General features: G+C 65.6%; 14 protein-coding genes and 1 pseudogene. 9 read left to right on the top strand and 6 right to left on the bottom strand.

Features of this window, described 5'->3' with window-relative positions:
* Positions 1 to 5: 5 nt before the first annotated feature.
* The 5 genes and pseudogenes from mmsB to IVB07_RS22415 form a co-directional block, all read left to right on the top strand.
* Positions 6 to 911 (top strand): annotated as a pseudogene (mmsB, locus tag IVB07_RS22435) (3-hydroxyisobutyrate dehydrogenase); the annotation flags it as partial.
* Positions 911 to 2,629 (top strand): AMP-binding protein, encoded by a 1,719-nt coding sequence (locus IVB07_RS22430; RefSeq protein WP_018459213.1) that lies wholly within the window; start codon positions 911 to 913, stop codon positions 2,627 to 2,629. The pseudogene mmsB and the gene IVB07_RS22430, both read left to right, overlap by 1 nt.
* Positions 2,630 to 3,109: a MaoC family dehydratase gene (locus IVB07_RS22425; protein WP_018459212.1), complete on the top strand. Its 480-nt coding sequence runs from the start codon at positions 2,630 to 2,632 to the stop codon at positions 3,107 to 3,109. It begins immediately after the preceding gene.
* Between the two features lie 236 nt (positions 3,110 to 3,345).
* Positions 3,346 to 4,263 (top strand): SDR family NAD(P)-dependent oxidoreductase, encoded by a 918-nt coding sequence (locus IVB07_RS22420; protein ID WP_018459211.1) that lies wholly within the window; start codon positions 3,346 to 3,348, stop codon positions 4,261 to 4,263.
* Complete coding sequence (locus IVB07_RS22415; RefSeq protein WP_083926554.1) at positions 4,260 to 5,486, top strand: TIGR03862 family flavoprotein; 1,227 nt, start codon at positions 4,260 to 4,262, stop codon at positions 5,484 to 5,486. The genes IVB07_RS22420 and IVB07_RS22415 overlap by 4 nt, the downstream gene beginning before the upstream one ends.
* Positions 5,487 to 5,495: 9 nt before the next feature.
* Here IVB07_RS22415 and IVB07_RS22410 read toward each other — a convergent pair whose 3' ends face one another.
* Positions 5,496 to 6,713, bottom strand: a complete 1,218-nt coding sequence (locus IVB07_RS22410) for an MFS transporter (RefSeq protein ID WP_018459209.1) — start codon at positions 6,711 to 6,713, stop codon at positions 5,496 to 5,498.
* 91 nt (positions 6,714 to 6,804) lie between these two features.
* Between IVB07_RS22410 and IVB07_RS22405 the strand changes: the two genes are divergently transcribed.
* Positions 6,805 to 7,707, top strand: coding sequence for a LysR family transcriptional regulator (locus IVB07_RS22405; RefSeq protein ID WP_204510951.1), 903 nt, complete (start codon positions 6,805 to 6,807; stop codon positions 7,705 to 7,707).
* On the opposite strand, the gene IVB07_RS22400 is transcribed toward IVB07_RS22405, so the two are convergent.
* The 3 genes from IVB07_RS22400 to IVB07_RS22390 form a co-directional block, all read right to left on the bottom strand.
* The gene (locus IVB07_RS22400) at positions 7,708 to 8,787 is read right to left on the bottom strand and encodes an alanine racemase (RefSeq protein WP_026233758.1); all 1,080 of its coding nucleotides are present in this window, start codon (positions 8,785 to 8,787) and stop codon (positions 7,708 to 7,710) included.
* A 64-nt stretch (positions 8,788 to 8,851) separates the two neighbouring features.
* Complete coding sequence (locus IVB07_RS22395) at positions 8,852 to 10,657, bottom strand: ATP-binding cassette domain-containing protein (RefSeq protein WP_018459206.1); 1,806 nt, start codon at positions 10,655 to 10,657, stop codon at positions 8,852 to 8,854.
* Between the two features lie 8 nt (positions 10,658 to 10,665).
* Entirely contained in the window at positions 10,666 to 11,163 is a 498-nt protein-coding gene (locus IVB07_RS22390; RefSeq protein ID WP_018459205.1) for a YaiI/YqxD family protein, read from the bottom strand.
* A gap of 141 nt (positions 11,164 to 11,304) precedes the next feature.
* Between IVB07_RS22390 and IVB07_RS22385 the strand changes: the two genes are divergently transcribed.
* A complete protein-coding gene (locus IVB07_RS22385; RefSeq protein WP_018459204.1) occupies positions 11,305 to 12,111 on the top strand; it encodes a hypothetical protein in 807 nt (268 codons plus the stop codon).
* 162 nt (positions 12,112 to 12,273) lie between these two features.
* Here the strand turns inward: IVB07_RS22385 and IVB07_RS22380 are convergent, their stop codons facing one another.
* Positions 12,274 to 14,646, bottom strand: a complete 2,373-nt coding sequence (locus tag IVB07_RS22380; RefSeq protein WP_018459203.1) for a xanthine dehydrogenase family protein molybdopterin-binding subunit — start codon at positions 14,644 to 14,646, stop codon at positions 12,274 to 12,276.
* Positions 14,647 to 14,856: 210 nt separating this feature from the next.
* Between IVB07_RS22380 and IVB07_RS22375 the strand changes: the two genes are divergently transcribed.
* Together IVB07_RS22375 and IVB07_RS22370 are read left to right on the top strand one after the other, a co-directional pair.
* Positions 14,857 to 15,924, top strand: coding sequence for a Ppx/GppA phosphatase family protein (locus IVB07_RS22375; RefSeq protein ID WP_026233757.1), 1,068 nt, complete (start codon positions 14,857 to 14,859; stop codon positions 15,922 to 15,924).
* Position 15,925: 1 nt separating this feature from the next.
* Entirely contained in the window at positions 15,926 to 16,624 is a 699-nt protein-coding gene (locus tag IVB07_RS22370) for an RlmE family RNA methyltransferase (protein ID WP_018459201.1), read from the top strand.
* On the opposite strand, the gene IVB07_RS22365 is transcribed toward IVB07_RS22370, so the two are convergent.
* Complete coding sequence (locus tag IVB07_RS22365; RefSeq protein WP_018459200.1) at positions 16,621 to 18,111, bottom strand: MFS transporter; 1,491 nt, start codon at positions 18,109 to 18,111, stop codon at positions 16,621 to 16,623. The genes IVB07_RS22370 and IVB07_RS22365 overlap by 4 nt on opposite strands.
* Positions 18,112 to 18,393 lie beyond the last annotated feature (282 nt).

Genomic DNA, 18,393 nt, shown 5'->3' with positions numbered 1-18,393 from the left:
TTCAAGCGGAGGAAACCAAGATGGCCACGATCGCATTCATCGGTCTCGGCAACATGGGCGGCCCCATGGCCGCCAATCTGGTCAAGGCCGGCCACAAGGTCGTCGCTTTCGACCTCGCCGAGGCCTCCCGCAACCAGGCCAAGGCCGACGGTGCCGGCATCGCAGAGAGCGCTGCGGGCGCCGTGAAAGGTGCCGATGTGGTCGTCACCATGCTGCCGGCCGGCAAGCATGTGCTCGGCGTGTGGGGCGAGGTCGTTCCCGCGATGACCAAGGGCGCGTTGATCATCGACTCCTCCACCATAGACGTCGAGAGCGCGCGGCAGGCGCATGCGCTCGCGGCCAAGCACGGCGTGCTTTCGGTCGACGCGCCGGTGTCCGGCGGCACCGGCGGAGCCAAGGGTGCGACGCTCACCTTCATGTGCGGCGGCGAGGACAACGCGTTTGCAGCGGCAAAGCCCGTGCTGGAGAACATGGGCAAGAAGATCGTGCATTGCGGCGGTGCCGGCGCGGGCCAGGCGGCAAAAATCTGCAACAACATGATCCTCGGCATTTCCATGATCGCCGTGAGTGAGGCGTTCGCGCTGGCCGAGAAGCTCGGGCTCTCGCACCAGGCGCTGTTCGACGTTGCCTCGACCTCGTCGGGCCAGTGCTGGTCGCTGACGACCTATTGTCCGGTGCCCGGGCCGGTGCCGACCTCGCCCGCCAACAACGACTACAAGCCGGGCTTTGCCTCGGCACTGATGGTGAAGGATCTGACACTGGCGCAGGACGCCGCCAAGGCCGCCGGCGCGGCGACGCCGCTCGGCAAGCATGCGCAGGAAATCTATCAGGCCTTTGACGCAGCCGGCCAGGGCGGGGTGGATTTTTCCGGAATTATCGAGCACGTTAGGGAGCTGGCCGGGAAAGCCTAATGACGACATTTCAGGAAGCGCGCGCGTTTCTGCTTCACAACCGCACGGACTATGAGACAGCGGTCAAGGGCTTCCGCTGGCCGGATCCGATTCCCTTCAACTGGGCGCTCGACTGGTTCGATGCCGAGCTAGCGGCGAATGCGGACAGCAAGGATCGTCCTGCGCTCTGGATCGTCGATGCCGCGCAGGATCGGCAGACCAAGCTCTCGTTCGGGGCGTTGTCGCGCCGCTCCAACCAGGTCGCCAACTTCCTCCGCGCGCAAGGCTTGAAGCGCGGCGATCATCTCCTGCTGCTGCTCGGCAATGTCGTTCCGCTGTGGGAGACGATGCTGGCCGCGATCAAGCTCGGCGTCGTCGTGATTCCCGCGACGACGCTGCTCACCGCCGACGAGCTGCGCGACCGGCTCGATCGCGGCAAGGCAAAGGCGGTGGTGGCCGCGCAGGACCAGGTTGCGAAGTTCGCAAGTCTTGGCGCCGATAATATCGTCCGCATCGTCGTGGGCGAGGCCTCCGATGGCTGGCTTTCCTATGATGACGCCGCAAGGGCGTCGGAGAGCTTTGCAGCCGACGGCCCGACCAACGCTGACGACCCGATGCTGCTCTATTTCACCTCGGGCACCACGGCAAAGCCGAAGCTGGTGCGGCACAGCCAGCGCAGTTATCCCGTCGGCCATCTCTCGACCATGTATTGGATCGGGTTGAAGCCCGGCGACGTCCATCTCAACATCTCCTCGCCCGGTTGGGCCAAGCACGCCTGGAGCTGTTTCTTTGCGCCGTGGAATGCGGGCGCGACCGTCTTTGTGGTCAACCAGCCGCGCTTCGACGCCAAGGGGCTGCTTGCCACCATTGGCCGCTGCGGCGTCACCACGCTGTGCGCGCCGCCGACGGTGTGGCGGCTGTTCATCCAGGAGAATCTTGCGTCGTTCAAGGTGGCCTTGCGCGAGGTCTGCGGCGCCGGCGAGCCCCTCAATCCTGAAGTGATCGAGCAGGTGCAGGCCGCCTGGGGCCTCACCATCCGCGACGGGTACGGCCAGACCGAAACCACGGCGCTGGCCGGCAACTCGCCGGGGCAAAAGATCAAGGTCGGCTCGATGGGCCGGCCGCTACCGGGCTATCGCGTGCAGGTCAGCGACGCCGATGGTCATCCGGCCAAAGAGGGCGAGGTGGCTCTAGTGCTCGGCGAAAACCGCCCCGCCGGCCTGATGCAGGGCTATCAGGGCGACGACGGTGGGCTGTCCGGCGCCGAAGGCGAGCTTTATCGCAGCGGTGACGTCGTGTTCGAGGATGACGATGGCTATCTCACTTTCGTCGGCCGCTCCGACGACGTATTCAAATCCTCCGACTATCGCATCAGCCCGTTCGAACTCGAGAGCGTGTTGCTCGAGCACGAGCTCGTCGCGGAAGCTGCCGTGGTGCCGAGCCCGGACCCGATCCGGCTCGCGATCCCCAAGGCCTATGTGCTGCTGACATCCGGTGCGGAGCGTTCGCCGGAGACGGCGCTCTCCATCTTCAGGCATCTGCACACGCGCCTTGCACCGTTCAAGCGCATCCGGCGCCTCGAGATCGTCACGGAGCTGCCGAAGACGATCTCGGGAAAGATCCGCCGCGTTCAGCTGAGACGGCTGGAGCGTGACGACGACCGCAATGATGCCCTGCGCGGCCGGGAATTCCGCGAAGAGGACTTTCCGGAGCTGCCGAAAACACGGAGTGAGACCTAAGTGAACGAAGTCTGGAAGAAGCCGCCGATTTCCTTGGACGCCTATCAGGCCATGGTTGGCAAGGAGATCGGCGTGTCGTCGTGGCACCTGGTCGATCAGCCCCGCATCGACACCTATGCCGACGTGATCGAGGATCACCAGTTCATTCACGTCGACCCGGAGCGTGCGAAGAACGAGACGGCGTTCGGCACCACCATCGCGCACGGCTTCCTGACGATGTCGCTGCTGTCGATTATGTCCTACGAGGTGATGCCCGTCATCGCGGGCACCACGATGGGGGTCAATTACGGTTTTGACAAGCTGCGTTTCATCTCGCCGGTGCGCTCGGGCAAGCGCGTTCGGGGCCGTTTCGTGCTGGCGGAAGCCAAGCTGCGCAAGCCGAATGAATTGCAGTCGCGCACCAACGTCACCGTGGAAATCGAAGGCGAGGACAAGCCCGCGCTGGTCGCGGACTGGCTCGGGTTGATCTATTTCGCCTGAGTGGGCCGTCGCTGCCGGGCTTGACCCGGCAGCCCATCGCTGCTCAAAAGTTGTCCAAATCGGTGCGCTCGAACCCTCTCCCTCGCGAGAGAGGGTGGCGAAATCGAGCGGAGCGAGATGAAGCCGGGTGAGGGGTATCTCTCCACACGCTCATCTGCCGAGACAGATCCCTCATCCGGCGCTTCGCGCCACCTTCTCCCACAAGGGGAGAAGGGAAGACAGCACAAGGAAGCACAATGGCAATCAGGTTCGACGGACGCGTCGCCATCGTCACCGGCGCGGGCAATGGTTTGGGGCGCGCGCATGCGCTGGGATTGGCAAGCCGCGGCGCGAAAGTCGTGGTCAACGATTTCGGCGGCGCGCGCGACGGCAGCGGCGGCTCGCTGTCGCCGGCGGAGACCGTTGTCGAGGAGATCCGCAAAGCGGGCGGCACCGCCATGGCCGACGGCGCCGACGTCTCGAATTTCGAGCAGGTCACCGCGATGGTCGAGCGCGCCACCAAGGAGTGGGGCAGCGTGGACCTCTTGTGTGCCAATGCCGGCATTTTGCGCGACAAGTCGTTCGGCAAGATGGAAGCGGCCGATTTCCAGAAGGTGCTCGACGTGCACCTCGTCGGCACCTTCTATTGCTGCAAGGCGGCCTGGGCCGGCATGCGCGATCGCAACTATGGCCGCATCGTCCTGACGACGTCGTCCTCCGGCCTCTACGGCAATTTCGGCCAGGCCAATTACGGAGCGGCCAAGTCCGGCATGGTCGGCCTGATGAACGTGCTGGCGGAAGAAGGCCGCAAGAGCGACATCCGCGTCAACATCATCTCGCCGACGGCAGCGACCCGCATGACGGAAGAGCTGCTGCCGCCGCAGGCGCTGCAGTTGATGAAGCCGAACGCGATCACGCCCGCGGTCGAGTACATGCTGAGCGAGGACGCGCCGACCCGCACCATCATGGGCGCCGGCGCCGGCTCGTTCGCGGTGATCAAGATCGTCGAGAGCGAAGGCATCAACCTGCCGGAGTCCGAGTGGACCCCGGATGCGGTCGCGGCGCATTTCGCCGAGATCAGCGACATGTCAAAGGCGAAGGCGCTGCAGGGAGCTTTCGAGCAGACGCAGAAATACGTGGCGCAAGCCGCTGCGCGCGCCGGGGTAAAACTCTGACAGCGGTCGCCGTCATCGGCGCCGGCCCTGCCGGTCTGATGGCGGCCGAAGTGCTCGTGCAGGGTGGTGCTCGCGTCACCGTCTACGATTCGATGCCGTCCGCTGGCCGCAAATTCCTGATGGCCGGCCGCGGCGGGCTCAATCTCACCCACAGCGAACCGCTGCCTCAGTTCATCACGCGCTACCGCGAGGCGGCGCAGAGGTTGCAGGCTGCGATCGAAGCGTTTCCGCCTGACGCGCTGCGCGCCTGGAGCGAGGCGCTGGGCGAGCCGACCTTTGTCGGCTCCAGCGGGCGTGTGTTTCCGAAGGCCTTCAAGGCCTCGCCCTTGCTGCGGGCCTGGCTGCGACGCCTCGATGCCGCCGGCGTGCACTTTGCGTTTCGCCAGCGCTGGATGGGATGGGACGGGGACGGACGACTGGTCTTTGACCCACCCGGCGGCGGAGACGGCATCGCCGCGGACGCGATAGTGCTGGCACTCGGCGGCGCCAGCTGGCCGCGACTGGGCTCCGATGGCGGCTGGACGACGATCCTGGCCGACAAAGGCGTTGCGATCTCGCCGCTGCGGCCGGCGAACTCCGGCTTCACCGTCGCATGGTCCGAAATCTTCCGCACGCGCTTCGAGGGCCAGCCGCTCAAGGGCATCACGCTCTCCTTCGGCCCACACCGCGCCCGCGGCGAGGCCATGATCACAAGCGGCGGGATCGAGGGCGGGACGATCTATGCGTTGTCGGCCGAGCTGCGCGAGGCGATCGCAGCGAACGGCGCAGCGGTCCTGCACGTCGCGTTGCGGCCGGATGTCGATCATGGCGAACTCGTCAAGCGCCTGTCCGCCTCGCGCGGCAAGCAATCCTTCTCCAACTTCCTGCGCAAGGCTGCGCAGCTGTCGCCGGTCGCGGTCGGGCTGCTGCAGGAGGCCACCATCGGTGCTGGCCAGTCGTTGTCGGCAATATCGGCCGAGCGATTGGCGGAGCTCATCAACGCCGTGCCGGTCAAGCTCACACGCGTCGCGCCGATCGCGCGCGCGATCTCCAGCGCCGGCGGGATTTCCTTCGACGAACTCGACTCGGACTTCATGATCCGCAAACTGCCGGGCGTGTTCGCGGCCGGTGAGATGCTGGACTGGGAGGCGCCGACCGGTGGCTACTTGCTCCAGGCCTCGTTCGCGACGGGAGCTGCGGCGGGCAGGGGTGTGTTGCGACGGCTCGTCCAACTGTCGTCCTGACCATCCGCATCATGACGTCCCGGTCCGGGTTGCGAGATCCGTGAGGAGGCCGAGCACGCCGAAGCTTGCCGCCACCGCGCAGACCATCGTCCAGCCGCCAAAACTCCAGGCCAGCGATGCCGCCGCCGCGCCGATGCCACCGCCAACGAAGAACAGCGCGACGAACAGGCCGTTCATGCGACCGCGGGCCTCGGGGCGCAACAGGTTGATGGCGCGGCGGCCCAGCGTCTGATCGGTGGTGATGCCGACGTCGAGCAGGATCGTGCCGAGGCTCAGTACCAGCAGACCGGTGATCTGGGATTCAAGCACGCTCGCCCAGGCACAGAGCGCAAGCGAGCCGATGATGAGCAGATGGGCGGCAAAGAACATCGGCCGCGCCCGGCCCTTGTCGCCCCAGCGTCCCGCGATCGGTGTCGCCGCGGCGCCCGCCACACCGATCAGCGCGAAAGCCGCAATTCCCTTGGCGTCGAGGTCGAACGGCGCATCCGGCAGCCGCAGCGCGACCGCCGACCAGAACGCCGTGAAGGAGGCCATGACAAGCGAGGCGGTCCAGGCCCGCACGCGCAGCACCGGCTCTTCGCGCAGCAGTCTTGGAAAGGACAGCAGTAAATCGGCGTAACTCGCGCGTGCCGACGGTCGAAGGGTTGGAAGGTAACGGGCGAGTGCGCCGGCAAGCAGGGCCATCAGAGCGGCCGAAACGACATAGTAGGCGCGCCAGCTCCAGAGATCGGCGATCAGGCTCGCCGCAGGTCGTGACAAGAGGATGCCGATCATCAATCCGCCCATCACCTCGCCGATGGCCTGACCGCGGCGATCCGGCGCCACCATAGATGCGACCAGCGGAACCATCATCTGGATCGCCGCGCAACAGGCGCCAAGGATGAAGGTGGCGAGCAGCAGAAGCGCAGGCGTCGGCGCGAGCGCCGTCGCGAGAGCGGCGAGGATCGCGCAGCCGAGTGTGCGGAGGATGACAAGCCTGTTCTCGACCAGATCGACAAGAGGCACGAGCAGCAGCAGGCCGAGTGCGTAGCCGAGCAAGGTCAGCGTGCTGATCAGCCCCGCCTGCCACGCCGGCATGGACATTGACCGGCCGATCAAGCCGAGCAGGATCTGTGGCGCGAACAGATTGGTGACGATGACACCGGCGGTGATCGCGCCGAGCCAGATCAGCGGCCGCTCGGCGAGCTGGTTTCGGGACGCAGGCCTGATGGTTTCGGAGACAGTCATGGGACCTCGCAGCTGTAGCGCGAGACCCTTTAAGCGGAGCGAGCAATATGCTACAATTCAAATAAGCCTATAAAGAATATGCGGGTTTGTTATGAATACCCATGACCTTGTCGCTTTCGTCGCCGTGGTCGAGACCGGATCGATTGTCGCAGCTTCGGCGCGTCTCAATCTCACCCAGCCTGGCGTGACCCGACGCATCCAGAATCTCGAGGAGATGTTGGGGGCGCAGCTTCTGGATCGGCTCTCGAAGCCCCTGAAGCCGACGGCAGCGGGGCATGAGGCCTACGAGCAGGGCAGGCGCCTGCTCAGGATGCTGGACGACCTCAAGTCGGGCGTTGCCAGCGACGGAATGGTCCGCGGCGAGTTCAGGCTCGGCCTGACGCCGTTTCTCTCGGAAGCGGGCTTGACCGCACCACTCGATGCGGTGCGCGCCGAATTTCCCGCGCTGGCGGTGCGGGTGGTCTCCGGTTGGTCGCCGAACCAGCTCGAGCGTGTCTGCCGCAACGAGCTCGATGCAGCCGCGATTTGTCTCCCCGACGGTGCAGTGCCGCCCGCCGATCTGGCGGCCGACGATCTCGGCGCGCAGCCCGTCGTCTTCGTCGTCGCACGCGAGATGAAGATCCCGCGCACCGTCGACCTGGAACGGCTGTCCCAACTGTCATGGGTGATCAACCAGGACGGCTGTGGATTTCGCGATACGCTGAAGCGAAAATTCGATGCCTCGCATCTGCCGTTCAACATCGCCGTCGAGGCGCTGGACAGTGAGCTCCGCCTGTCGCTGGTGTCGCGCGGCCTCGGCGTCGGGCTGGTCACCCCGATCGCCCTGAAACGTAGCGCATTTCGCGACAGGCTCAAGCCGGTCGCCGCGCGCGACTTCAAACCCGCCGTGCGCGCTTGGGTGGTGCATCGCGCCCCCGCCGGTCGGCTGGAGCGGCCGATCAAACTCTTTCGCGACGGATTGGTCCGGGAACTCCAGGCACTGATCGGGGGCTAGCTATCTCAGCTTCCCCCGTGCCGCCACCGGCAGCGTGCCGATGATCTCCTCGCCGCGCACCATCACCACTTCGTCCATCATGTTGACGACGACGCAGACATGATTTGGCACGACCCGCACGACGTCGCCGACGTTAGGCCGGGTGTTGCTGCGGGAGAGGTCGAGGAAGCCGTGCTCCTCGGCGAAGCGTGCGATCTTCGCTTCGGGGTGCTCCAGGATGAGGCCGTGGCCGTCGAGGCCGCCGGTGTCCGTCGTCAGAGTCTTTGAGCCGGCGTCCAGAATCCCGCGCTCAGGCGCGGCGCGGCTGACCACGGTCGAATAGATGTGCAGCGCGCAGTCGTCCCAGGTGGCGACGCCGGCCGCGACCTGCATGCGGTCGTTATAGATGTAGGTGCCGAAGCGATGCTCGGTGCCGCCCTTGAGCTTGCCGAGGTTCTTCAGGTTCGGCGTGCCGCCGGTCGAGACGATTTTTGCATCCAGCCCGTGTGCGCGCACGCCGGCCAGAGCTTCGTCATAGAATTTTTGGGCGTCCGCCCAACCAGTCTCGGTCGGATACAGCATGAAGCCGGCGAATTGCAGGCCCTTGGATGCGGCAATCTTCTGCGCCAGTGCAATCGCCTCGGCGGGCGTCTCGACGCCGGCGCGCTGGCGGCCGGTATCGCATTCGACCACGACCGATAGCGGTCGACCTGAGGCTGCGGCGGCCTTGGGCAGGCCGGCGACGACGGTCGAATTGTCAGCGGCGACCGTCATGTTGGCCTTCGCCTGCAGCGCCCCTAACCGCGCCATCTTCTCTTCGCCGAGCAGGTTGTAGCTGATCAGGATATCGTCGATGCCGGCATTGGCCATGATCTCGGCTTCACCGAGCTTCTGGCACGTGATGCCCTTGGCACCGGCCGCGATCTGCATCTTCGCGATGGTGGGGTTCTTGTGCGTCTTGACGTGGGGACGGTTGGCGATCCCGGCGTCGTCGCAAGCCTTCTGAATCCGCGCGATGTTGCGCTCTACCTTGTCCATGTCGATAACGGCGCAGGGCGTGCCGTATTCGCGGGCGATCTTGGCGGCAAGGGTCGTTGTCATGGAAGTCTCTGAGTTGGCGCGCATGCCGTTTGCAAAAGCGGTGCCCACTTTTGCGGAATGCACGCTAGGCCTGTTCAATCTCTTCGCGCCGCACTTCGAGCTCCAGCCATTTGTCCTCGGCCTCGGCCAGTTCCTTTTGCGCCTTCGTCAGAGCGTCGGAGGCCTGGTCGAAGCGCTTGCGATCCTTGCGAAAGAGATCGGGGTCGTCAAGGAAGCGCTGCTGCTTGGCGATCTCGGCCTGCAGCTTGGCGATGGTCTTGGGCAGCGTCTCCAGCGCGTGTTGCTCGTTGAAGGTCAAGCGTCGTCTCGCGACGCCGGACGGCACGGCTGATCGCTGCTCTCTCGTCTCTTCGACGGCCTTCGCGGTCGCGCGCTTCACGTCGGCGCCGCGCTGGGCCAGCATGTCGGTATAGCCGCCGGCATATTCGAGCCAGCGTCCGTTGCCCTCGGGCACGATCACTGACGTCACCACGCGGTCGAGAAAATCGCGATCGTGGCTGATCAGAATCACGGTGCCCTCGTAGTCGCTGAGCATCTCCTCGAGGACGTCGAGGGTCTCCAGGTCGAGGTCGTTGGTCGGCTCGTCCAGCACCAGGAGGTTGGAGGGTTTTGCCAGCGCGCGCGCCAGCATCAGCCGGCCGCGCTCACCGCCCGACAGCACCTCCAGCGGCGTGCGCATCTGTTCCTGGGCGAACAGGAAGTCCTTCATGTAACTGACGACATGCTTCGGCTTGCCGCCAACCATGACATGGTCGCCGCGGCCGCCGGTCAGCGCCTCGGCCAGCGTCGTCTTCGGATCGAGACTTTCACGATGCTGGTCGAGCGTCGCCATCTCGATGTTGGCGCCGAGCCGTATGCTGCCGCTGTCCGGTGCGCTGCCGCCGGTCAGCATCTCGATCAGCGTGGTCTTGCCGGCGCCGTTCGGGCCGACGATGCCGATGCGATCGCCGCGCTGGACGCGGATCGAGAAGCCGTCGACGATCTTTCGCTCGCCATAGGACCGGCTGATATTCTTGGCCTCGATGACGAGCTTGCCGGACTTGTCGGCCTCGGCAGCCGCCAGGTTGGCGTTGCCCGTCGCGCCGCGATGGGTGCGGCGCTGGTCGCGCAGCGCGTGGAGATTGCCGAGTCGCTTGACGTTGCGCTTGCGGCGGCCCGAGACGCCGTAACGCAGCCAGTGCTCCTCGTTGACGATCTTGCGGTCGAGCTTGTGCTGGTCGCGCTCTTCCTCCGCGAGCACCTCGTCGCGCCAAGCCTCGAAGGCACTGAAGCCGCGGTCGATCTGCCGGATCTGGCCGCGGTCGAGCCAGGCGGTGCTGCGCGAGAGATTGCCGAGGAAGCGCCGATCGTGGCTGATGATCACCAGCGCGCAGCGGCGGCTCTCCAGTTCACTCTCCAGCCATTCGATGGTCGGAAGATCCAGATGGTTGGTCGGCTCATCCAGCAGCAGGATGTCGGGCGAGGGCGCCAGCACGCGTGCCAGCGCGGCGCGGCGCGCTTCGCCGCCGGAGACATGCGCCGGATCTTCTTCGCCGCTGAGACCGAGCTGCTCGACCAGATAGCGCGCCTGATAGTGGTCGTCGCCAGCATTGAGGCCGGCCTCGACATAAGCGAGCGTGGTGGAGAAACCGGAAAAATCCGGCTCCTGCGGCAGGTAGCGAATGGTGGCGCCGGGCTGCACGAAACGGCTGCCGCCATCCGGTTCGACCAGGCCGGCGGCGATCTTGAGCAGCGTCGATTTGCCGGAACCGTTGCGGCCGATCAGGCAGACGCGCTCGCCGGTCGAAACCGACAGTTCGACGCCCGCCAGGAGCGGCGTGCCGCCAAAGGTCAGCTTGATATCGCGCAGTTGAATCAGCGGTGGCGCCATGCGGTGTCTCAGTCCTGTCTTGTTGCGGCCTGGTCGGCGCGGCGGCGCTGAATGCGGCGGATGGTCTGGTCGAGCGTCGACAGAAACGTCGAGCGGTCGCGCGGTGAATACGATTTCGGACCGCCGGTGACTTCGCCGGCCGAGCGCAAATCGGTCATCAGGTTGCGGACCGCGAGCGTCATCCCGATCGATTCCTCGGTGAACGCCTTGCCGTTGGACGCGATCACATCGGCGCCGGCCTTCACGCAGCGGCTTGCGAGCGGAATATCCGAGGTAATGACGATATCGCCGGGCCCGGCGCGTTCCGCGATCCAGTCATCGGCTGCGTCCATGCTGGCACCAGCGGCGATCCGCTCGATGAGTGGATCCTGGGGCACGCGGATGAAATTGCCCGCGACCACGCTCACGGGCAGGCCGTGCCTGCCGGCAACGCGATAGATCTCGTCCTTCACCGGACAGGCATCGGCGTCGACATAGATACGAGTGGTGTTTTGAGGGTTCGTCATGGTCCGTAGATGGGGCTTGCGAAGCGGTTCCGCAGCAGCCGCGTGGTACCCCATTCGGGCCGCAAAGGCGAGGGGATTGACCCCGGTTCCTCAGGGCCTACGATCGGGCCGAAACAACAAGAAATTGGGGAAAGCCAAGCCATGCCGAACCGGCTCGAAACCTATCGCGTCGAGGCCTACAACACGGCCAAGCAATCCGAAAACAAGATGCATGACGATGCAGTGGCGCGCCGCTTCGGGTTCTCCGGCGGGCTGGTCCCCGGCGTCGACGTCTTCGCCTACATGATGCATGTGCCGGTGTCGCGCTGGGGCCGCGATTTCCTGTCGCGCGGGCTGATCGAGGCGCGTTTCATCAAGCCGGTCTATGACGGCGAGACCGCCGACGTCGATGCGACCGAGCACAACGGCCTGCTCACCATCGAGGTGTTCAGCCGCACCGAGCTCTGTGCCACCGGCACGGCGGCGCTGCAGGCAACTGCGACTGCGGCTGCGGTGTCGTTGAGCGACTATGTCGAGGTCCCCGCGGTTGCCGAGCGCAAACCGGTCAGCCCAGCAACCTTCGAGACCGGCAAATGGTTGGGCACGACGCCGCGCCGCTGGGCCGGGCAGGATGCCGCCGACTATCTCGCCGACATCCGTGAGACCGATCCGATCTTCGCGGGCGAGGGGCTCGGCCATCCCGGCCTGATCCAGCGCGTCATGAACCGCGTGCTGGTGGACAACACGATGCTCGGCCCCTGGATCCATGTCGGCAGCCGCATGCAATTGCTGTCAGCCGCGCGCGCCGGCGACGAGATCACCGCGCGGGCAAAAGTCACCGCGAACTACGAGAAGAAGGGCCACCGCTTCGTCGAGCTCGACGCGCTGGTGGTCGCCAACGGCACGACGCCGCTGGCGCACTGCCAGCACATCGCGATCTACCAGCCGCGCGAGCAGGCGGCGGCGTAGGGAAGGAGCACAGCGCGTCCTCACACTCGCTGTCATTCCCCGCGAAGGCGGGGAATCCAGTACGCCGAGGCTCCTCCGTATCCCACGACCGTCTCTGGAATACTGGATCGTCCGCTTTCGCGGACGATGACAGCGGAGTTTGTGGCGACGACGGAACGCCCTTTACGCCGCTTTCCCCTTCGCATCCTGGATCGCGCGCCACACGCGTTCCGGCGTCAGCGGCATGTCGATGTGCTTGATGCCGTATTCGGAGAGCGCGTCGATCACCGCGTTCACGACCGTCGACAGGCTGCCGGCGCAGCCGGCTTCGCCGCAGCCTTTGCTGCCGAGCGGATTGGTCGTGGCCGGCACCGGGTGGTCGCCGACCGTCATGTTCGGAACGTCCTCGGCGCGCGGCAGAGCGTAGTCCATCAGCGAGCCCGTGATCGGCTGGCCGCTCTCGTCGTAGCGGACGTGCTCCATCAGCGCCTGGCCGATGCCCTGGACCACGCCGCCATGGAGCTGGCCCGCGACCAGCAGCGGATTGATCACCGTGCCGAAATCGTTGACCGCGCTGTAGCGCACGATCTGCACGACGCCGGTCTCAGGGTCGATCTCGACCTCGGCGACATGGCAGCCGTTCGGGAAGGCTGATGGCACCGGTTCGCTGGTGTGATCGACGTCGAGGCTGTCGGGTACGCCCTCCGGCATCTTGCTGTCGTGCAGGCGTTTGGCGAGCTCCATGATGTCGATGCTGCGGTCGGTGCCGGCGATCGTAAAGCTGCCGCCTTCGAATTCGATATCGGCTTCGGAGGCCTCCAGCATGTGCGCGGCGGCGCGCTTGCCCTTTTCGATCACGAGCTTGGCGGCGCCCACGATCGCCATGCCGGTCGCGGTGATCGAGCGCGAGCCACCGGTGCCGTTGCCGGTGTGGACGATGTCGCTGTCGCCCTGCACCAGCTTGACGCTGTCGAAGGGAACGCCGAGCTGCTGGCAGAGGACCTGCGCGAATGCGGATGCGTGGCCCTGACCGTAATCGAGCGTCCCGGTGATGAGCTGCACCGAGCCATCGGGATCGAACACGATCTTGCCGAGCTCGACGCCGGGAGGTGCGGTCACCTCCAGATAGGAGCCGACGGCGATGCCGCGCAGCTTGCCGGACTTCTTGCTCTCCTTCTTGCGCTTGGCAAAATTCTCGTGGTCGGAGATTTCGAGGGCCTTGTTGAAGACGGCCTGGAAGTCGCCGCTGTCATAGGTGACGCCGGAGGACGCGGCGAACGGCATCTGGTTCTGCTTGATGAAGTTGCGCTTCCGCAGGGTCAGCCGGTTGATGCCCATCTCGTCCGCGGCGCGGTCGATTAGCCGCTCCATGTAGTAGTTGGCCTCGGGCCGGCCGGCGCCGCGATAGGCGCCCATCAACGTGGTGTTGGTCAGCACCGTCTTGATGTCGACGGCCATCAGCGGCGTGCGATAGACGCTGGAAAAGTTCTTGCTGGTGTTGAGCGAGAGCGGACTGGGAGCAACGCCGGTGATGTAGGCACCGAGATTGCCGTAACCCGAGAGCTTGGCGGCGAGGAAATGCCCCTCGGCGTCCAGCGCGAGCTCGGCATGAATCTTCTGCGCGCGGCCGTGACTATCGGAGAGGAAGCTGGTCGAGCGCTCGTCCAGCCACTTCACCGGTCGTCCCAGCGTCTTCGCCGCGTACAGGATGCACATGTATTCGGGGTAATTGATGTTCTTCATGCCGAAGGAGCCGCCGACATTGGCGGTGAGAATGCGCACGTTTTCGTTCGGCACTTTCAGATTCTTGGCGAGATTGGCACGGTTGCCTGCCACCCCCTGCGTGGGCACCTGAAGAGTGTAGCGCTCGGTCTTCTTGTCATAGGAGGCAAGGCCAACGCGTGGCTCCATCGAGACCACGGCGACGCGGGTGTTCTCGATGTCGACCTTGGTCACGTGAGCAGCACTGGCGAAGGCCGCGTTCACCTTGTCGGTGTCGCCATAGTGGTAGTCGAGCGCGACATTGTTCGGGATGTGGTCGTACAGTTGCGGCGCGCCGGGTTTTGCGGCTTCCTCGGGATCGGTCACCGCCGGCAGCGGCTCGATGTCGAGTTCGACCGCCTCGGCCGCGTCGCGCGCCTGGGCCAGCGTCTCCGCCACCACGAAGGCGACGGGATCGCCGACGAAGCGGACCTTGTCGGTTGCGAGCGGCTGGCGGTTGGTCTGGAGCAGGGGCGAGCCGTCACGGCTCTTCAGCGGCAGGCCGCAGGTGAAGGGGCCGTAGCCGGCCGCATCGAGGTCTTCGCCGGTCCACACCCCGAGCACGCCCGGCATTGCTCTGGCTGCATCGATGTTGATGCCGCGAATGACGCCATGGGCATGGGTCGAGCGAACGATCACGGCATGGGCCTGGCCGGGCAGGTTGAAATCGTCGGTGTAGCGGCCCTTGCCGCGCACCAGGGTATCGTCCTCCTTGCGGCGGACCGGCTGCCCGACGCCATATTTTTGCAGTGCAATAGCGTTTTCGAGCGTGGAGGATTTGGTGTGTTCTTGCATGGAATTGACCTGAAAAGCCGGCAAATGCGCGGTTTGGGGGGCGCCTGGGGTCCGGACCCCTCAAAAATAACCCACCGGCCCGCTCACGACAACGCACGAATGGGCATGGTCCCATGTGATGCGTTGTTGCGCAGGATTGGTGCGCTGCTAATGTTTCAGGCGAAAAAGCAATTCCAGATCGGCCTAACCGGCCGCGGAAAGACAGTTTGTATGAATGACCACACGCGGCTCCGCGACGGCCTTGCGCCGCACGGTGAGCTGGGGTCGATGGCGGCGGCGTTCGCCACTGAACCGGCCGTCGGCGCGCAAGCGCCGGGAACCGGCGTCTACGCGGCGCTCGACCTCGGCACCAACAATTGCAGGCTCCTGATCGCCTGTCCGACCCACGACGGCTTTCGCGTGGTCGATTCCTTCTCGCGCATCATCCGGCTCGGCGAGGGCGTCTCGGCAACCGGGTGCATCAGCGAGGCCGCGATCGAACGCGCCATCGTGGCGCTTGGCATCTGCCGCGACAAGATCAACCTGCGCAAAGCGCGGCGGCTGCGGCTGATCGCCACCGAAGCGTGCCGCGCCGCCTCGAATGCCGAAGGCTTTCGCAGCCGCGTCGCTGCCGAGACCGGGATCGAGCTCGAGGTAATCGACCGCGAGACCGAGGCGGCGCTTGCCGTGCTCGGCTGCTCGCCGCTGGTCGATCCCAGGGGGCGCGGCGCAATCCTGTTCGACATCGGCGGCGGCTCGACCGAGCTGGTACGGATCGAGCGCGACGCCGCAAATCCGGAGCCGCGCATCAAAGCCTGGATGTCGATCCCGTTCGGTGTGGTCACGCTTGCCGAGCAGTTCGGGGGCCGCGACGTGACGCCCGAGATCTACGCCGCGATGGAGCGCGAGGTCGCCCATCACATCGCGCCGTTCGCCGAACAGCATGGCGGCGATCTCACTGATATGCATCTGCTCGGCACGTCAGGCACTGTGACGACGCTCGCCGGCATCCATCTCAACCTCGCGCGCTACGACCGCCGCCGCATCGACAGCGTCTGGATGAACGATACCGACGTCACCGCGACCATCAACAAGCTGCTTGGCATGAGCTACGAGGAGCGCGCCGCGAACAGCTGCATCAGCGTTGAGCGCGCCGATCTCGTCCTGGCCGGCTGCGCCATCCTCGACGCGATCCGCCGCGCCTTTCCGCTGCCACGCCTGCGCGTCGCCGACCGGGGCTTGCGCGAAGGCATGCTGGTCGAGATGATGCGCGAAGACGGCGCGCTCAGGAGCTGGTGAGATGGTCAAGGACACCACCGGCCGTTTGCACGTCCAGGTCAAGACCCACGGCAAGCGCAAATTGTCGTCGAAGCTCTGGCTGGAGCGGCAGCTCAACGATCCCTATGTGGTGAAGGCGAAGGCGCTGGGCTATCGCTCGCGCGCCGCGTTCAAGCTGCTCGAGATCGATGACAAATACCGGCTGCTGAAGCACGGCATGGCTGTGGTCGATCTCGGCGCCGCGCCGGGCGGCTGGAGCCAGATTGCCGCCAAGCGCGTCGGCTCGGTCGACGGCAAGGGCAAGGTCATCGCGATCGACCTGCTCGAAATCCCCGAGATTGCCGGCGTCGAGTTCGCGCAGCTCGACTTCATGGACAATGACGCGCCGGACAAGCTCAAGGCCATGCTCGACGGCGGCGCCGACATTGTCATGTCCGACATGGCTGCCAACACCACCGGTCATCGCAAGACCGACCAGCTTCGCATCGTCGGCCTGATCGAGACCGCTGCCGCGTTCGCCTGCGATGTGCTGAGGCCGGGCGGGACCTTCCTGGCGAAGGCGTTCCAGAGTGGCGCCGACGCCGAACTGCTCGCCCAGCTCAAGCGCGATTTCGCCACGGTGCGTCACGTCAAGCCGGCCGCAAGCCGTGCGGATTCCTCGGAGCGCTACGTCCTCGCGACGGGATTTCGGGGGGCTCGCAACGACGAGGTGGAGCACTAGCCCAGCCGCTGATCCCGCACATCCTGCGTATCCTCGGTCGCCGCCTTGACGGCCGCCTTGGCCGCGCCCTTGCCGGCACCTTTGCGGCTCGCGATCTCCACCGCTTTGCGGCCGGAAACTTCGTGGCCGGCATCGGTGGGCATCTGCCAGAAGAACCAGCTCGACGCCGCCGAAGTCAGGGCGATCACGAGAAAGGCCGGCGCAAATACGGTGGCGTCGAGCTCGCTGACGTGGCTGAACCACATCGTCGTCTCCACGGAGGCGGCGCCGACCGCGACGCCGGCCGAGACCGCGAGCTGCTGGTTGACGCTGACGAGCGTGGTGGCGCGGCTCATCTGCGCCTGCTCGACCTCGGCATAGGCCACCGTGTTGATCGCGGTGAACTCGAGCGAACGGAAGAAGCCGCCGACCACCAGGATGATCATGATGATCAGCAGGGGCGTCGTCACGGTGAAGAGGGCACAGGCGGCCAGGAAAACCGCACTGATGATCGCGTTCACCGTCATCAGGTTGCGGAAGCCGAAGGCGCGGATGATGCGCGCGGCCAGCGCCTTCATGCCCATGGCGCCGAGCGAGGAGCCAAACGTGACGAGGCCGGACTTGAACGGCGAGAGGCCGAATCCGATCTGCATCAGCAGTGGCAGCAGGAACGGCAGCGCGCCGATGCCGAGCCGGAACATGAAGCCGCCGAGAACGGCCGCGCGCAGTGTCGGCAGCCTCAGCAGCGTAAAGTCCAGCACCGGCGACCCCGTTCGCCGCGCGTGAAGGACATACAGCGACATCGAGATCGATCCGCCGACGACCAGGGCGGCAACCGTGCTCCATGGCAGCAGATTGAGTCCGGCGACCGACAGCCCGAAGGCGATGCCGGCGAGCCCGAGGCCCGCGAGCACCATGCCGTAGAGGTCGAACGGCTCTCGTTCCTCGCTTTTGATGGGATCGATGAAGCGCAAGGCCATGAAGATGCCGAGCAGCCCGATCGGGATGTTGATCAGGAAGATCCAGTGCCATGACGCGTAGGTGGTGATGAAGCCGCCGAGCGGCGGCCCGATCACGGGGCCGATCAGGGCAGGGACCGTCACCCACGCCATCGCGTTGACCAGCGCGCTCTTGTCGACCGACCGCAGCAGCACGAGGCGCCCGACCGGCGTCATCATTGCCCCGCCCATGCCTTGGAGGATGCGCGCGAACACGAAATCGGTGACCGATGTCGAGAGCGCGCAGCCGACCGAGCCGACCATGAACACGCCGACGGCAATCGCAAACACCAGACGCGCGCCGAACCGGTCGGCGGTCCAGCCGCTCGCCGGGATGAAGACCGCAAGCGACAGCAGATAGGAAGTGATCGCGAGCTTGAGCGTCAGTGGGCTGGTGCCGATGTCGGCCGCAATCGCGGGCAGCGACGTGGCGATCACCGTCGAGTCCATGTTCTCCATGAAGAGAGCAGTGGCCACGATCAGCGGAATGATGCGTTGCTTGTCGACCATGACGGATTGGTAATGGACATCGGGAACGAAGGGCGAGAATTGCGGCTTATCACCGCCACTGGGCCGCGACCATTGCGGATCGACGCATAGCACCTAAATCCCGCGTGACCCCAGGCGGGTGCGCCCTGCGCCGGAGATCACGATGATCTGCCGTTCGCCAGTACGTGCCGCCGCGAAGGCTATCCGCCGCCGAACTTGCCCAAAAAAGCCTGTGCATGGCTGGCCGGCGGTCCGAATTGCTTTGATTCGTCGCCCGCCCGTGCTATCGACCCGCGTCAACCC

This window comes from Bradyrhizobium sp. 172 (genome assembly GCF_023101065.1).
GTDB classification, from domain to species: domain Bacteria; phylum Pseudomonadota; class Alphaproteobacteria; order Rhizobiales; family Xanthobacteraceae; genus Bradyrhizobium; species Bradyrhizobium canariense_D.
This window is presented reverse-complemented; position numbering and strand designations above follow the sequence as displayed.

Excerpts from the sequence above, each read along its gene's own strand:
- IVB07_RS22430 (WP_018459213.1), top strand. The coding sequence starts at position 911 with ATGACGACATTTCAGGAAGCGCGCGCGTTTCTGCTTCACAACCGCACG.
- IVB07_RS22420 (WP_018459211.1), top strand. The coding sequence starts at position 3,346 with ATGGCAATCAGGTTCGACGGACGCGTCGCCATCGTCACCGGCGCGGGC.
- IVB07_RS22410 (WP_018459209.1), bottom strand. The coding sequence starts at position 6,713 with ATGACTGTCTCCGAAACCATCAGGCCTGCGTCCCGAAACCAGCTCGCC.
- IVB07_RS22405 (WP_204510951.1), top strand. The coding sequence starts at position 6,805 with ATGAATACCCATGACCTTGTCGCTTTCGTCGCCGTGGTCGAGACCGGA.
- IVB07_RS22400 (WP_026233758.1), bottom strand. The coding sequence starts at position 8,787 with ATGACAACGACCCTTGCCGCCAAGATCGCCCGCGAATACGGCACGCCC.
- IVB07_RS22395 (WP_018459206.1), bottom strand. The coding sequence starts at position 10,657 with ATGGCGCCACCGCTGATTCAACTGCGCGATATCAAGCTGACCTTTGGC.
- IVB07_RS22390 (WP_018459205.1), bottom strand. The coding sequence starts at position 11,163 with ATGACGAACCCTCAAAACACCACTCGTATCTATGTCGACGCCGATGCC.
- IVB07_RS22385 (WP_018459204.1), top strand. The coding sequence starts at position 11,305 with ATGCCGAACCGGCTCGAAACCTATCGCGTCGAGGCCTACAACACGGCC.
- IVB07_RS22380 (WP_018459203.1), bottom strand. The coding sequence starts at position 14,646 with ATGCAAGAACACACCAAATCCTCCACGCTCGAAAACGCTATTGCACTG.
- IVB07_RS22375 (WP_026233757.1), top strand. The coding sequence starts at position 14,857 with ATGAATGACCACACGCGGCTCCGCGACGGCCTTGCGCCGCACGGTGAG.
- IVB07_RS22370 (WP_018459201.1), top strand. The coding sequence starts at position 15,926 with ATGGTCAAGGACACCACCGGCCGTTTGCACGTCCAGGTCAAGACCCAC.
- IVB07_RS22365 (WP_018459200.1), bottom strand. The coding sequence starts at position 18,111 with ATGGTCGACAAGCAACGCATCATTCCGCTGATCGTGGCCACTGCTCTC.